Source organism: Peribacillus sp. NPDC097224, assembly GCF_044761985.1.
Lineage (GTDB): Bacteria > Bacillota > Bacilli > Bacillales > DSM-1321 > Peribacillus.
Genome location: NZ_JBIWDK010000007.1, coordinates 38,695 through 52,245 on the forward strand (window position 1 = coordinate 38,695; position 13,551 = coordinate 52,245).

A 13,551-nucleotide genomic window follows, 5' to 3' on the forward strand; every position below is an offset into this window, starting at 1 on the left:
TCTTAGCATTTATATCTGATATTCCTTTGACATTCTTTTTTTGAATATCATAACCTTCTGCGGTTCCTGCCGGTATTTACTTTTACCCAAGGAAGTTTTGTATTTGATGGATGGTCAAAATCGTGGTAAACAAGCACCCGAAGGAAGTTAAGATTATAATTTTTCTATTGTTTTGCTTTTCTTCAGGTTTAATGAATTCATGAATTTGTACAATCCATAACGCCATAGTGACAAGGGCAAGAATTCCAATGGACAAAACACTCACCTCCTAAAGACTGTTCATACGTATGTTTATCTTTAGTCTAAAATTCATTTCACAGTGTGACAAGTTACTGAAATTCCAGTTAACGTGTATTTCTTTCCTTGTCATTAATTTAACATAAATATCCATTCGTTGCTAAGCCTATTTAAATCAATCTTTTCCTTGAACCTAGCCTTAAAAATTGTTTAGCAAATTAAAAACTATTCATTTTAATTTGGATAAAGTTTACAATCGTTATAACGATGAATGGCAAGTGAATGGGGATGGGGGAATGATGATGAAACAAGTTTTATACCTAGGGGCAATACTAGGAACGGTGCTTTTAACGGGATGTAGTACAAATCAGGAAGCGAATCAGACAAAGAGTGAAGAGGCGTCTAAAGTGTTAGGGGGTGAACAAACTATAGAGGGTGCACCTTTATCCAATCCTCCAATTGATGTTGTGGAAACAACGGGTCCCCTTCAATTGACGCAGGAACAAAAGGAAGAGTACCACAAGCAGTATGAGGAAATTGTCCATCAGGCGAATGAGACCAAAATAGGGATTAATCTGGGCGTACCTTCGATTGAGGAGTTTGAACCCCAAGATTGGGCTGAGCCAAAAGACTATAAGCAGAGGATCCAAGAACATATGGATTTCTTCTTGGCAAGTGAACGTGAGGCATTAAGTAATCTACCTTCACAAACTAGTGAAGTCGTTATGGGTTCGAATGGAGAAAGGAAAAAAACGGCCCACCTTTATGTTAGCGATAAGATTTTTTCAGTAGAGGTTTCAGGTATGTTTGAGACACAATATAATGAAAATCGGGAAGGCCAAATGTTTTCAAAGGTAGATCAGATTACATCACATATAGCCAGTTCTTCTAATGGAGAATGGAAGCAAACCTTCTCGGAGGCCAAACTTGTGGATAATGGCCGTACATATAGCCTTTTGATTGAAGGGGTGTATACTTTACATCGTATAGCCACAAAGAAAGCCTTCACGATTGAATTCAGTTGCAATGAATTTGGTGCTATTCTTTGATCAAGCATTATTTTACACGACACCAAGCTTATAAAAGAAGGGATCAACACTCATGAGTATCGTACAATTTTCGAAATTCGAGCAATACAAGGATCTGCTGTATAGCTTGCCGGCCTCGTATACAGTGGACATGATCCGAAACGAGCAATTTCTGCTGGATCGGGATGAGAAGAAAAACCTCGAAATCTATTATGCTCCTTTTGAATATGTGAATGAACATGCCAAGGTCGTGATCGCCGGAATCACACCAGGATTACATCAGATGAAGAAATCCTTTTCAACCGTCATTGAAGTCAAGGATTACATAGAAAGTGAGGAAGAAATCCTCCACGAAGTAAAGAAACAATCCAGCTTTGAAGGGCCGATGCGAAAGAACCTCGTCAAGATGCTGGATGAGCTGGGTTTACATGAATACTTGGGGCTATCCTCCACGATCGAGCTTTTCGCCGAGGCCAATTCCTTGGTCCATACAGGATCCGTCCTGAACTATCCGGTGTTTTATAAGGGAAAAAACTACAGCGGGACGACGCCGGACATCTTAAAGACGGAGCTCCTAAGGAAGCATATCATGGAAGGGTTTGCGACCGAAATCAGCAACATGGACCAGCCACTCATCATTCCGCTAGGCATCAACGTCTCCAAGGTCCTCACCTACTTGGCGGAACAGAATCACCTCGATGCTAGCAATCTGCTACTAGGATTCCCGCATCCTTCCGGGGGCAATGGACATAGGCACAGGCAATTCGCGGAGAATAAAGAACAGATGAAAGAGATGATCCGGGATTACTTCTCGAATCATCCAATCCAGTGAAGCTGTAAGTTTGTGATTGTTCCGTGATCAATGGAATGAGAGATTCAAGGGCAGCCAGAGAATTTGTAGAATCATGATAAAAGCCACCTGAGGAGGGAGTCCCTTCAAACAGGCGGCTTTTATTGGTTTGCATTTTACACAGATACATTAAAAATGTGAGGAGTTCGATGTCGCGATGGCCCTACTAATTTTGGCTGCCGTGTCTAATAGCAATGGAAGAAATTCTTCTTGGAGAACTTCTTCACTGATTCTTCCAGCATGTGCGGAACAATTGATGGCGGCAATGACTTGTCCTTCAGAATTTTTTATGGGTACAGCGATGGATCGGAGTCCTTCTTCGAATTGCTGATCAACCCCTCCCCAGCCCATTTCACGGACCTGATCCAAGGTGCTCAGTAATTGCTGCTTGTCCGCAATCGTTTTTTCTGTAAACGACTGAAGCGTAATTTGATCCAACCGTTTCTCTAGTTCATCTTTCTGAAGATTAGCTAGAAGCACGTGTCCCATGGACGTCGCATAAGCAGGGAGGCGGGATCCGACATCCAGATTAATCGACATGATTCTTTTCGTAGGAACACGGGCAACATAGATGATTTCCGTGCCGTCCAAGACAGAAATGGAACTGGACTCACCTATTTGGGCAACAAATTCCCGCATGATGGGATAGGCCATATTCCAAATGTTCTTCGAAGAAATATAGGCATAGCCTAATGTCAGGGTTCGGGCTGTTAAGGAAAAGGATCCATTTATCGACTCTGCAAACCCTAGGTGAACCAAAGTAAGTAAGATCCTGCGTACAGTCGGTCTGCTTAAACCGGTTATTTTCGCCGCTTCACTTATGGTCAGTGTCGGAGTTTCCTGTGAAAATGCCTGAATAACAAGCAGCCCACGTTCTAGGGATTGGATATAGTCGCCACTTTTTATATTTTCTGAATATTCAGTTGACATGAATGATACCCCCTGTGTAAAATAAAGTTGTACGAATAGAAAATTTATGTACGGTTATCGTACAATTTGTTCATTCATTTTGCAAGTCCTCCAAGAAAAGATTACCTATACGATTCACTTGCAAATGTATGCGGTTACAAAGTGTAAATATAGTTGGCCATTTAAAATCTGAGGGGGAAACAATGATGTCAGAAACAATTGTACAAAATAAGCGTGTATTAGAAGCGTATGAAAGCTTTGCTAAGCATCTGAAGAATTTTTTAGATGAACAACAATTTAATCATGAAGAGTATACGAATTTCGTGAATTGGGCAGATCGTCTGGGTAAAAGTGGAGAAATCCCGCTGTTTTTGGATGTCTTCATCGAGACCTATGTATTGGAAGCTAAATATAAAGGGTTGCCTGGTACAGAGCCTTCCCTTCTTGGACCTTACTTTGTGGAAGGTTCGCCGTTACTAGAAAAGCAACCGTTCATTATACCGGAAAGACCGGATGAAGCAGGAGATAAGTTGGTGTTTTATGGAAATGCAAGTTCTGTTAACGGACAACCATTGGCCAATACAAAAGTGGAATGGTGGCAGGATGACAGCGACGGCCTATACTCGAACTTTGATTCAAAAGCACCTGACTTTAACCTAAGAGGTCATTTCTATACGGACGAGAACGGAGACTTCGAGGTGCATGCGAGAGTTCCTATTCCTTACCAAATCCCTACGAGTGGTCCAACAGGTGAATTTGTAAGAGCGGCTGGGTACCATGCATACCGTCCTGCCCACATCCATATGAAACTCGAGCATGAAGGTCATGAAACACTGATCACTCAAGTCTTTTTTGAAGGGGATGAGTGGTTAGAAACGGATGTAGCCAAAGGCGTTCGAACTTCCTTGTTAACGAAACTTGAACAAGTGGGGGACCATAAAGAGGCATCCTTGAATTTTGTATTGAGAACCCTCTAATACTTGATGAATCGAATTCCTAGGCTGTCGAGAGCATTTCGGCAGCCTTTATTTCATAACACTAAAGATTCCTTCCATACGTATAACGGATAAAGGTGAGGTGCCAATACATGAACTCTTATAAAAAAATGATCAACGGGAACGAAATCCAAGTGGTGGATTACCCGGGGGAAAAAGGTCCGATTATCGCAATTCATGGACTAACAGGTACACATAAAAACATGCACCATTACGCGGATGCCTATAAAGGGGAATACAGATTCATTTCGGTCGACCTGCGGGGACGGGGAAATAGTGCGGATACAGATCCCGAGCCTTCCATCTTTCGTCATGCCGAAGATATCCTGGCATTAATAGAAGAAATGAATATCGAAAACCCTATCCTCTTGGGTCACTCCATGGGAGCTTTTATATCGGCCATTGTGGCCAGTAAATTAAATACAGTAAAAGCCGTCATTTTGCTGGATGGTGCTGCTACAATGTCCGAACACCAAAAAAGGATTGTTCAGCCTTCGTTGGGACGATTGAGTAAAGAATACGAATCTCAAGAACATTATGTCGAAGAAATCAAAAGGATTTACGGAAACCTAGGAATCACGTGGACAGAAACACTGGAGGATGCCGTCGAGTATGAAGTGGCTCCAGTAGCTGACCATTGGGAGAATAAATCAACCGAATCAAGAATCCTCGCTGACTTTGAAAGCTTTTATACCTTTAGTCCAAAAGAGATTTGTTCACAGATCCAATGCCCCGTATTGCTTGTGTATGCTGAGGGCGACATCGGGTCCATGCCTCCGTTATTCCTTCTGTCCGACTATGAGGAAACGCAGAAGTATACGGAACGAATCGAAACGGTCGTTTCGGACTGCAATCACTACACCATGGTTTTTGAAAAGCGTGATGACATCAATCGGGATATTAAATCCTTTTTGAAGAGGGTCGAACAAACACCTTTTACGTTTTTGAAGCAGTAAAGAAGTGAGGAGACCTACCTGATGCGAGTGGGGGATAACCATCAAACTATAAAAATGGCAATCTACATAAGAAGGGAGAATGATGAATGAGTAAAGGGTTGGATTATTTTAAGGAAGTTTATGATGAGGTGCCGGGCTGGGTGCAAAAAATGCATGATTACAGTCCGGTTGTCTTAGACCACTATACGGGGTTGCGCGGTGAAATTATGCAGGATGGCGCGTTATCACGTAAAGAGAAGGATGTACTCGTGGCCAGCATGAACGCAGCAAGACTATATCCACGTAGCATGGTGTATCACACCAAGGGCGCCATGGATTATGGTTCAACGATTCCGGAACTAGTCGAATACCTACTAGTTTCCTATTTATATAAGGGGCTTCCGTCACTTAAAGTGTCGCTTGAGTCTTTGGCATATGCCCTGGAATTATCGGGTACACCAGTTGAACAGCCAGCAAATGATCCTGAAACGATTGAAGACGTGATTTCTACGATGATTGCCTGGATGGGAGAGCTGGATACACGTTTTTTAGTAGATACATGGAACGTCATTCAAACGAATGAAGCCGAGAGGATCGAGGAGAAAATCCTTAGTGAGGGAACCGTGTCTTCTAGATTGAAATACCTGAACATGGTGGGCAATTACATTACCGAATTGAGGGGTGAGGAGGCCATTGCCTGGATAGAAAGAGCGAGACAGGCCGGAGCTTCAGAGGCGGATCTAGCTGATGTGGGATACATATGCATTCTGACGGCCGGCATTCCAGCCTGGTTTGAAATCAGCGATTCCCTGAAACGGGCAAGGGAGGGACAGGCATGACGAAAGTGACACAAGATTTGCAAGAAGCCTTATCATACGTCAAAAGCGGTCAAACGATTTTGGTGGGGGGCTTTGGATTAGTGGGTGCACCACTTACGCTAATTGAAGGATTGACTAAAAAAGACGTGAAGGATTTGACGATTGTCAGTAATAATCTCGGGGAAGCAGGAAAGGGTTTGGGAATCCTGCTCAACCAAAACAAAATCAAAAAGGGGATTGGCTCTTATTTTACAAGCAACCGTGATGTGGGTGCCAAATATCAAAGAGGGGAAATTGAACTGGAAATTCTGCCACAAGGGACATTGGCAGAATCCTTGCGTGCGGGTGGGGCGGGCCTCGGCGGGTATTACACGACTACAGGTGTCGGCACCGAGCTTGCAATCGGAAAAGAAGAGCGCAATATTGATGGCGTGAATTATATTCTGGAAAAAGCGATCCGCGCGGATGTTGCCATTATCCGGGCGCATAAAGCTGATACCCTAGGGAATCTCGTTTACTACAAAACGGCTCGTAATTTCAACCCATTGATGGCAACCGCTGCGAAAAGAGTCATCGTAGAAGTGGATGAGATCGTCGAATCTGGTGAATTGGATCCAGAGGAAATCGTCACACCCCATCTTTATATCGATACCATTATCCAAGCACAGCAAATCTTGACAAAGGTAGGGGTAGTGAGCAAATGAATAAACAAATGAGCAAACATGAGGTGCAGCATCTGATTGCGAAGCGTGTGGCCAAGGAATTGCACGGTCCTTGTACCGTCAATTTAGGAATCGGCATCCCCACACTAGTAGCCGAATATCTCGAGGATGAGAACGTATTCCTGCACACCGAGAATGGCATGTTGGGTGTAACGGATGTTGAAGAGGAAGATATCGATCCGAACCTTGTCAATGCAGGCAAACTACCAGTCGGTGAAGCGGTGGGGACCTCCTTCTTCGATAGTTCCGATTCATTCGCGATGATCCGCGGCGGTCATGTCGATGTGGCGATACTTGGTGCCTTACAGGTTGCACAGTCAGGAATCATTGCGAATTGGGCAGTTCCAGGTAAGAATATCTTGGGGGTAGGCGGTGCCATGGATCTATTGGTCGGTGCGAAAAAAGTCATTATAACGATGAGCCACACTTCGAAAGACGGCCAAAGCAAAATTCTGAAAGCATGCACCTACCCGATAACATCGACCAGAAGCGTGGATATGATCGTGACAGAGTTGGCGGTATTCGAAGTGGTCGATCAACAATTAAAGCTGGTTGAACTGATGCCAGGTGTAACGCTTGCAGAAGTAAAGGAAAAAACAGAAGCCGATTTTATTGTGTAAAAAGGTGAGAGTGAGGTAACTATGAAAATACGTTCAGTAGATATATATATACTAGATTTACCGACGATCCGTCCGCATCAATTGGCGATGCATACCATTGTTGAACAGACCCTTGTTGTGGCCTGCCTAACGGACGAAGCGGGAAATGAAGGATGGTCGGAAGTCGCGACGATAGGCGGTGCTTCATACGGGGAATCCACGCCGGAAGCGATTAAGGTCAATATTGACCGTTATATATCCCCTTTGATCATCGGTAAGGAACCCGTACACTTTGACAAAATCATGTATGACATCTCGAAACACGTAAGAGGCAACTACTTTGCCAAATCCTTGATAGAGGCGGCGATGGTCGATTTAACGGCTAGAAGCAAAGAGGTGCCTGCCTTTGAATTATTTGGCGGCCAGATTCATAAATCGCTGCCAGTCGCCTGGACTTTGGCGAGCGGTGATACGGATAGAGATATTGAAGAAGCGAAGGAACTCTTACACCAGAAACGTCATAATATCTTCAAATTGAAAATCGGTAAAGGCGATCCGAGTAAAAACGTTGAACATGTATTGGAGATTAAAAAAGCCGTCGGGGATGAAGCACGTCTTACTGTAGATGTGAATCAGGCGTGGGATGAAGATACAGCGAATGCCTGCATTGCACGCTTAGAAGACGGTGGAGTCTCCATGATCGAACAGCCACTCCCAACATGGAACAACGAAGGAATGGCACGCTTGACGAGCCGATTCAAGGTGCCAATCATGGCGGATGAATCGGCGAACTCCATACAAGATTGCTTCCAAATCGCGAAACATAGAGCAGGCAATTCCATCGCCCTGAAAGTGTGCAAAGCGGGCGGAATGACTCAAACGAAAAAAGTGGCAGCCATTGCCGAAGCGGCTGGAATCGGCTTATACGGGGGGACGATGATCGAATCCAGCTTAGGGACGGCCATCTGTGCACAATTATATGCAACGATACCGGAAATGAAATTCGGCACGGAATTATTTGGCCCATTATTGTTCAAAGATACTATCACTGTGAATGACATCCAATATGAAAACTTTGAAATCATCATTCCAGATGGAGTTGGATTCGGGGTGGAAATCGATAAAGAGAAAGTACAGCACTATTCGAGAGAAATTTGATAGATAAATGTGACTTTGACTGAGGCCCACCTTGATGAAGGGGGCCTTATTTTTGACTAAACAATTCATAGTTGTAGGAAAATGCCGATTGTATAGATGGATGGTCATATTTTTAGAGGGACTATTGCTTTAGAATAAAGGGAAAAATGGCAACCATGGAGAAAGTAAAACAGGGACATATCATATCAATGACGACGCGTTATGGTAAACGAAAACTCGCAGAGAAAGGGATCCTTCCTATGAAGAAACTTTGGTATGGCGGCACAATTTACACAATGGAGAAAGAACATGAAACGGTAGAAGCCGTCCTTGTCGAGGGTGACAACATACTCGCTACGGGATCATTCAATGAATTGAACGTCCAGGCAGACGAATTAGTGGACTTAAAAGGGGCCGTCATGTATCCGGGGTTCGTTGACAGCCATCTTCATATGCTGTTCCAAGGCGAAAAGTTAATTCGTCTTGATTTAACGAAAGCCAATTCGGCAACCGAGATGCTGGAGATGGTGAGCGAGGCAGCGAAGACAGCCCCGACCGATAGCTGGTTATACGGGGAAGGCTGGAATGAAAATAACTTCGCTGACCAGCGCATTCCGACGATCGGGGAACTGGATGCGATTCGAAAAGAACCGATCCTGTTGACGCGGGTTTGCCATCACGTCGTGTTGGGCAATTCAGCTGCGCTTGAAGCAGGCGGCATCACATCAGACAGCCAACCTCCAGCAGGTGGGGAAATCGGGAGAGGTGCGGATGGCAGGTTAAATGGCCTGTTGTTCGACCAAGCGATGAACCCTGTTACGGAAGCTGTGCCAAAAGAAGGGGAAGCGTACATAGAATCATTGACGAACACACTGAACCTTGCTGTGGATAACATGCTTTCTTATGGCCTGACGGGTGGGCACACAGAGGAAATGAACTATTTCGGAGACTTTCGGAACCCACTCACGGCGTTTCACCGCGTCGTTGGCAAGAAGAAGCATTTCCGCGTGAATATATTGCGGCATAACGCCGTTTTTGAAAAAATGATCGAAGCGAATGCAGAGTTTGACGAGCCCTATGTAGAACCGGGCGCGATGAAGATCTTTGCCGACGGGGCCCTTGGCGGGTCGACGGCGGCCCTATCCGAGTCATATGCCGATCAACCGGATAACAAAGGACTCTTCATCCAAACCGATGAAGAGTTGGAGACGTTGGTGAAATTGGCACGCAAGCATAACGAAGTCGTTGCCGTCCATATGATTGGGGACGCGGCGACGGAACAAGTCCTTCGGGTCATTGAAAAATACCCGGCACCAAGCGGCAAGCGGGACCGCTTCATCCACTGTTGCATATTGCGAGAGGACCTAGTCGAAAGAATGGCCAAACTACCACTTGTCGTGGACATCCAACCGGCATTCGTCCCATCGGACTTCCCGTGGGTCATCGATCGCCTAGGTGAAGAGCGCCTTTCCTTAGCCTATCCATGGAAAACGTTGCTGGACCGGGGCATCATGTGTGCAGCGGGAACGGATGCACCGGTAGAGGACATCGATCCACTCGTAACCATCTATGCAGCAGTCGAACGGAAAAAACCAGGCACCGAGCATGATGGCTACATACCGGAACAAAAGCTATCCCGTTTCGAAGCCATCCGACTGTACACGATCGGCAGTAGCCAGGCGATCAACAAAGAGCATGAGCGTGGCTACATCAAACCAGGCTACGTCGCAGACTTCACGATATTCGACCGTGACCTATTCGTTGGCACGACAGACGAGATGCTGACAGCCAAAGCCGTGAAAACGGTCGTGGCGGGAAGGGTCGTATTCGAAAGGGGAAAATGAGACGAGAGGGAGATGCTTCGGTTATGGAGCATCTTCTTTTTACAAGATTGCGAGCGATTTTCAAAACTTATAATTATTGTTTTACAATAATCCTTTATTGTTTTATAATAAAAAGGAAATAAATGTAAAGTGATAAAGGAGGGCTATATCTAATGAGTCTTTTTACCAAGTCTGTTTTGAAATTCTTATCAATTATGTCTCTGATTGCTCAATTTTTTTGTGCGTTTGCCGGATTAATGCTACTATTTGGGACTGGAGCTGTATTGTTAGTTCCGAATGGAGTTAAAAAACAATTACTACAGTATGTAGATGTTAACTCAAACTTAAACACAAACCCATCAGTATGGTTTTTAGTACTTTCTTGCTTAGTGGCGCTAGCAATCATTGCTTGTTTGTTTATCATTATGTATGCGCTACGTAAAATGATCGGTAATATTTATATACAAGACTTCTTTGTTTACCAAAATCTTACGTGCCTCAAACAAATCCTAATCGCAATCACAAGCTTCACTATTTTGCAGTTCATCAGTCAGCTGTTCTTTGCAAAACTACACGCTTACAATGTCAGTAATGTTTTTTCGAATTCCAGTCCAGGTTTACTAGGAAACATTCTTCTATTAGCTATCGTATATACGCTTTATGTGGTTTTTAAATACGGAATATCCTTGCAAGACGATTCTAACAACGTGATTTAAGTGGGAGATCCTCATGATAAAAATTAATCTAGATCGAGTCATGCTAGAAAGAAAAATTTCTTCAAAAGTGTTAGCGGAAAAAGTTGGAATTACCCAAGCTAACTTATCCATACTAAAAACAGGTAAAGCGCGTGGTATTCGCTTTGACACATTAGAAAAAATCTGCCAGACATTACATTGTCAACCTGGTGACATACTCGAATATGAAGAAAAAACTGGCATATAACAATGGTTATATGCCAGTTTACAACTATTCATTAATATGGACTGAAAGTTAACTACGCCACACGTCTCTAAAATATTCGGATAGGACACCTTCTCCTTGAAATCTATCTTCAAGAACCGCTTTCACCTGATCTTTCACCTGATGAAATTTCCCTTTAAGTTTTTGACCAGTATTGGGGAAAGATGCTAAGTATGAATATGCATATACGGGGTCATCAGGGCATCGTTCATAGGCACTTTTGTTCATCGAAATGCCTTTCTCCTCCCAATATTCATAGTCACCGAAATAATAGGGAAACAGCGAAATCATATAACCAAAACACCAAAGAAAATCCTCATTTGTAATAAAATTAGCCAGTCCAAAATGCGTAACTTCCTTTAACACAGCTTCTAATTCATTAAAATCTATATCTTTAATCCCTAAAGGTCCCTCTTGGACTAAGACATACCAGCAAAAGAAACCAAGTCGAATAGCCACTTTCAAGTCTTGGGGATTCTGCCGCCAACTCTTTATCAGGAGCGATTTTGCTTCATTCCATTTTTCTTGACTTTCTAATGTATCAACTTCCATCCATCGCCAATCAATCACAATGGTTCACCACCTAACTTGGATATGTACGAACTTCAGTGGAACAAGGCTCAGGCATTGAACATGGACGACGACTGTATGACTGATTTCGCTAAAGCTCCGTTACTTGAATAACTTATACCAGTATAAAGTGGTTTCGATATCAGGATTATAGGACTGCTTGAGTGTGTCCACTCCACCTAGCATGAATCCTTGTTTCACATAAAATCTGCAGGCGCCAAGATTATCATCTTGGGTTTCCAAGGACATGCCTATCAGGTTTCTTTGTTTGGACCACTCTTCTGCTTGATGTAAGAGCAACGTTCCGACGCCACTGCCTCTATACTCTTTCTTAGTCGCAATGTTTTCAATATAACAGAAGCGGTTCCAATCCTGAATGATTCTAATTTGTCCTATGCACGTATCATTCAGATAAGCTAAAAACAAAGCTTTATCCTCTTGGTTTATATAGTGGCTCCAATCCAGTTCGTCATCTGGAAAACGTGTTTCTCTAGATTTATCAAAAAGAACTTTTTCATAAGACCACTTTCCTGCTTGTAAACGGGGGACAACTCTACCATATAACGTAAAATAATCATTTGTCAGATTGATATCCTCTATTAAGTCATTAGTTAATGGAGCAATAATGAGTTTATCTTCACTACCCAATCTCAAACACTTCCTTTTATGATGTTTTTGAAAATATTTAAGAATCATTAAACCCTATATCATTCACCTCACGGCCCGCTAGCTGAATAAGCCTCTCTTTATATACTACCAAAAAAAGTAAATTAGATTATGTAAATTTATGCTAAAGCGGGATAGGATTGTTAAAGTTTGAATGGGTCAAGTAAGTGGCAGAACGTAAAGGATTTTTGCAAGGTAATGGGGGAAGAAGCATGAAGATTGAACAAAGACTGTATCAAGCAGCAATCGAATTGATCACAAGTAGATACCCTTCTGGATGGGGCGGTGCCGCAGCAATGTATACGGAAGATGGTATGGTCTTGACAAGTGTTGCGCCAGAGGTCATAAATGCTTCGACAGAATTATGTATGGAAACGGGTGCGATTCTTGAAGCACATAAGCTGAATACAAAGATTACACATTCTGTTTGTGTTGCAAGAGATAACGAAAAGGCTGAATTTAAAGTCTTAACTCCTTGTGGGGTATGCCAAGAAAGACTTTGGTATTGGGGTCCTCATGTAAAAGCAGCTATTACTAACCCAGATGAAAGACTTGTATATAAAACACTGGAGGAAATCCAACCATTTCATTGGTCTAGAGCCTATGATAATCAAGATCCTTCCTGAACCAATGGGGTCTTTGAAAAAGATGAACAGTAAGCACATTATAGTTGGTGAATAAATGTTAGGTAAAAAATATGAATTAGTAAAAGCGTTTCCACCTGAATTAGAGGAAGATGCGATGAGGGTGTTGAGAATGATTACCCAAACAAATAGGTTAGACGTCTCTTCCTGTTTTGAGATTAACTTTAAGGGAAGTAGGTTGATGATCCCTGAACGCATTTACAATAATGAACTTTCCTTATCGCACTATCAATCCTTAACAGATCGACAACAAATAGTAGTAGATTGTTTATTCACAAGACATCACGATGGTTTTATTAGAGAAAAGCACTTAAAAAAGATCATTCATCAATGCAGTGACTACAATGGGTGGATCCTTCCCTATATCATTCGGCTGACGGGGGAGTATGTAATTGAAATCTTACAAGTGATAAAAGAAAATGTAGGTCATATTGATAAGGGTATAATAAAAGATTTCATTACAGAAAATCCAAGATTTTATCATACAATCGAAAGTCGAGTAGAAAGCTATTGGAATTGTTATTATCGAGAGGAATATCCAGACAAAACAGATTATGTAGGTTTTGAAATCATTGAGTATTTCGGTTCGTGAATCTTCTTTACATATAGCTTAAGTGTTGGGAGTCCAAACATTAGTAATATGAATATTGAACAAGAA

General features: G+C 42.8%; 17 protein-coding genes. 13 read left to right on the forward strand and 4 right to left on the reverse strand.

Going from position 1 to position 13,551, the window contains the following annotated elements:
- Positions 1–82 precede the first annotated feature (82 nt).
- A complete protein-coding gene (locus ACIQXR_RS14120; protein ID WP_403080210.1) occupies positions 83–256 on the reverse strand; it encodes a hypothetical protein in 174 nt (57 codons plus the stop codon).
- Positions 257–539: 283 nt separating this feature from the next.
- Here ACIQXR_RS14120 and ACIQXR_RS14125 point away from each other — a divergent pair, with 283 nt between their 5' ends.
- Complete coding sequence (locus tag ACIQXR_RS14125) at positions 540–1,286, forward strand: hypothetical protein (RefSeq protein WP_402873297.1); 747 nt, start codon at positions 540–542, stop codon at positions 1,284–1,286.
- Positions 1,287–1,338: 52 nt separating this feature from the next.
- Entirely contained in the window at positions 1,339–2,097 is a 759-nt protein-coding gene (locus ACIQXR_RS14130; protein ID WP_402873299.1) for a uracil-DNA glycosylase family protein, read from the forward strand.
- Between the two features lie 147 nt (positions 2,098–2,244).
- On the opposite strand, the gene ACIQXR_RS14135 is transcribed toward ACIQXR_RS14130, so the two are convergent.
- Positions 2,245–3,045 (reverse strand): IclR family transcriptional regulator domain-containing protein, encoded by an 801-nt coding sequence (locus ACIQXR_RS14135; RefSeq protein ID WP_402873301.1) that lies wholly within the window; start codon positions 3,043–3,045, stop codon positions 2,245–2,247.
- 185 nt (positions 3,046–3,230) lie between these two features.
- Here ACIQXR_RS14135 and ACIQXR_RS14140 point away from each other — a divergent pair, with 185 nt between their 5' ends.
- From ACIQXR_RS14140 to ACIQXR_RS14180, 9 genes are all read left to right on the forward strand, one after another.
- A complete protein-coding gene (locus ACIQXR_RS14140) occupies positions 3,231–4,001 on the forward strand; it encodes a dioxygenase family protein (protein ID WP_402873304.1) in 771 nt (256 codons plus the stop codon).
- Between the two features lie 110 nt (positions 4,002–4,111).
- Complete coding sequence (locus ACIQXR_RS14145; RefSeq protein ID WP_403080211.1) at positions 4,112–4,975, forward strand: alpha/beta fold hydrolase; 864 nt, start codon at positions 4,112–4,114, stop codon at positions 4,973–4,975.
- Positions 4,976–5,061: 86 nt separating this feature from the next.
- On the forward strand, positions 5,062–5,793 hold the full coding sequence (locus tag ACIQXR_RS14150) for a carboxymuconolactone decarboxylase family protein (RefSeq protein WP_402873309.1): 732 nt from the start codon (positions 5,062–5,064) through the stop codon (positions 5,791–5,793).
- Positions 5,790–6,476 carry a CoA transferase subunit A gene (locus ACIQXR_RS14155; RefSeq protein WP_403080212.1) on the forward strand — a complete coding sequence of 229 codons (687 nt, stop codon included), beginning with the start codon at positions 5,790–5,792 and terminating at the stop codon, positions 6,474–6,476. Before ACIQXR_RS14150 ends, ACIQXR_RS14155 begins: the two co-directional genes overlap by 4 nt.
- Positions 6,473–7,114 carry a 3-oxoacid CoA-transferase subunit B gene (locus tag ACIQXR_RS14160; protein ID WP_403080214.1) on the forward strand — a complete coding sequence of 214 codons (642 nt, stop codon included), beginning with the start codon at positions 6,473–6,475 and terminating at the stop codon, positions 7,112–7,114. The genes ACIQXR_RS14155 and ACIQXR_RS14160 overlap by 4 nt, the downstream gene beginning before the upstream one ends.
- Before the next feature lie 21 nt (positions 7,115–7,135).
- Positions 7,136–8,251: a muconate cycloisomerase family protein gene (locus tag ACIQXR_RS14165; protein ID WP_403080215.1), complete on the forward strand. Its 1,116-nt coding sequence runs from the start codon at positions 7,136–7,138 to the stop codon at positions 8,249–8,251.
- 155 nt (positions 8,252–8,406) lie between these two features.
- Complete coding sequence (locus ACIQXR_RS14170) at positions 8,407–10,074, forward strand: amidohydrolase (RefSeq protein WP_402873320.1); 1,668 nt, start codon at positions 8,407–8,409, stop codon at positions 10,072–10,074.
- A gap of 152 nt (positions 10,075–10,226) precedes the next feature.
- Positions 10,227–10,769 carry a DUF2975 domain-containing protein gene (locus tag ACIQXR_RS14175; RefSeq protein WP_402873321.1) on the forward strand — a complete coding sequence of 181 codons (543 nt, stop codon included), beginning with the start codon at positions 10,227–10,229 and terminating at the stop codon, positions 10,767–10,769.
- A gap of 13 nt (positions 10,770–10,782) precedes the next feature.
- The gene (locus ACIQXR_RS14180; RefSeq protein WP_402873324.1) at positions 10,783–10,995 is read left to right on the forward strand and encodes a helix-turn-helix domain-containing protein; all 213 of its coding nucleotides are present in this window, start codon (positions 10,783–10,785) and stop codon (positions 10,993–10,995) included.
- 48 nt (positions 10,996–11,043) lie between these two features.
- On the opposite strand, the gene ACIQXR_RS14185 is transcribed toward ACIQXR_RS14180, so the two are convergent.
- Both ACIQXR_RS14185 and ACIQXR_RS14190 read right to left on the reverse strand, forming a co-directional pair.
- Positions 11,044–11,565: a hypothetical protein gene (locus ACIQXR_RS14185; protein ID WP_402873327.1), complete on the reverse strand. Its 522-nt coding sequence runs from the start codon at positions 11,563–11,565 to the stop codon at positions 11,044–11,046.
- A gap of 120 nt (positions 11,566–11,685) precedes the next feature.
- On the reverse strand, positions 11,686–12,231 hold the full coding sequence (locus ACIQXR_RS14190; RefSeq protein ID WP_402873329.1) for a GNAT family N-acetyltransferase: 546 nt from the start codon (positions 12,229–12,231) through the stop codon (positions 11,686–11,688).
- A 230-nt stretch (positions 12,232–12,461) separates the two neighbouring features.
- On the opposite strand from ACIQXR_RS14190, the gene ACIQXR_RS14195 reads away from it, so the two are divergent.
- Positions 12,462–12,875 carry a cytidine deaminase gene (locus ACIQXR_RS14195; RefSeq protein ID WP_402873331.1) on the forward strand — a complete coding sequence of 138 codons (414 nt, stop codon included), beginning with the start codon at positions 12,462–12,464 and terminating at the stop codon, positions 12,873–12,875.
- Between the two features lie 55 nt (positions 12,876–12,930).
- A complete protein-coding gene (locus ACIQXR_RS14200) occupies positions 12,931–13,485 on the forward strand; it encodes a hypothetical protein (protein WP_402873334.1) in 555 nt (184 codons plus the stop codon).
- Positions 13,486–13,551: the final 66 nt, after the last annotated feature.

Coding starts and splice junctions, on each gene's coding strand:
- ACIQXR_RS14195 (WP_402873331.1), top strand. CDS start 12,462: ATGAAGATTGAACAAAGACTGTATCAAGCAGCAATCGAATTGATCACA.
- ACIQXR_RS14160 (WP_403080214.1), top strand. CDS start 6,473: ATGAATAAACAAATGAGCAAACATGAGGTGCAGCATCTGATTGCGAAG.
- ACIQXR_RS14165 (WP_403080215.1), top strand. CDS start 7,136: ATGAAAATACGTTCAGTAGATATATATATACTAGATTTACCGACGATC.
- ACIQXR_RS14175 (WP_402873321.1), top strand. CDS start 10,227: ATGAGTCTTTTTACCAAGTCTGTTTTGAAATTCTTATCAATTATGTCT.
- ACIQXR_RS14200 (WP_402873334.1), top strand. CDS start 12,931: ATGTTAGGTAAAAAATATGAATTAGTAAAAGCGTTTCCACCTGAATTA.
- ACIQXR_RS14145 (WP_403080211.1), top strand. CDS start 4,112: ATGAACTCTTATAAAAAAATGATCAACGGGAACGAAATCCAAGTGGTG.
- ACIQXR_RS14125 (WP_402873297.1), top strand. CDS start 540: ATGAAACAAGTTTTATACCTAGGGGCAATACTAGGAACGGTGCTTTTA.
- ACIQXR_RS14180 (WP_402873324.1), top strand. CDS start 10,783: ATGATAAAAATTAATCTAGATCGAGTCATGCTAGAAAGAAAAATTTCT.
- ACIQXR_RS14170 (WP_402873320.1), top strand. CDS start 8,407: ATGGAGAAAGTAAAACAGGGACATATCATATCAATGACGACGCGTTAT.
- ACIQXR_RS14135 (WP_402873301.1), bottom strand. CDS start 3,045: ATGTCAACTGAATATTCAGAAAATATAAAAAGTGGCGACTATATCCAA.
- ACIQXR_RS14150 (WP_402873309.1), top strand. CDS start 5,062: ATGAGTAAAGGGTTGGATTATTTTAAGGAAGTTTATGATGAGGTGCCG.
- ACIQXR_RS14140 (WP_402873304.1), top strand. CDS start 3,231: ATGTCAGAAACAATTGTACAAAATAAGCGTGTATTAGAAGCGTATGAA.
- ACIQXR_RS14185 (WP_402873327.1), bottom strand. CDS start 11,565: ATGGAAGTTGATACATTAGAAAGTCAAGAAAAATGGAATGAAGCAAAA.
- ACIQXR_RS14130 (WP_402873299.1), top strand. CDS start 1,339: ATGAGTATCGTACAATTTTCGAAATTCGAGCAATACAAGGATCTGCTG.
- ACIQXR_RS14155 (WP_403080212.1), top strand. CDS start 5,790: ATGACGAAAGTGACACAAGATTTGCAAGAAGCCTTATCATACGTCAAA.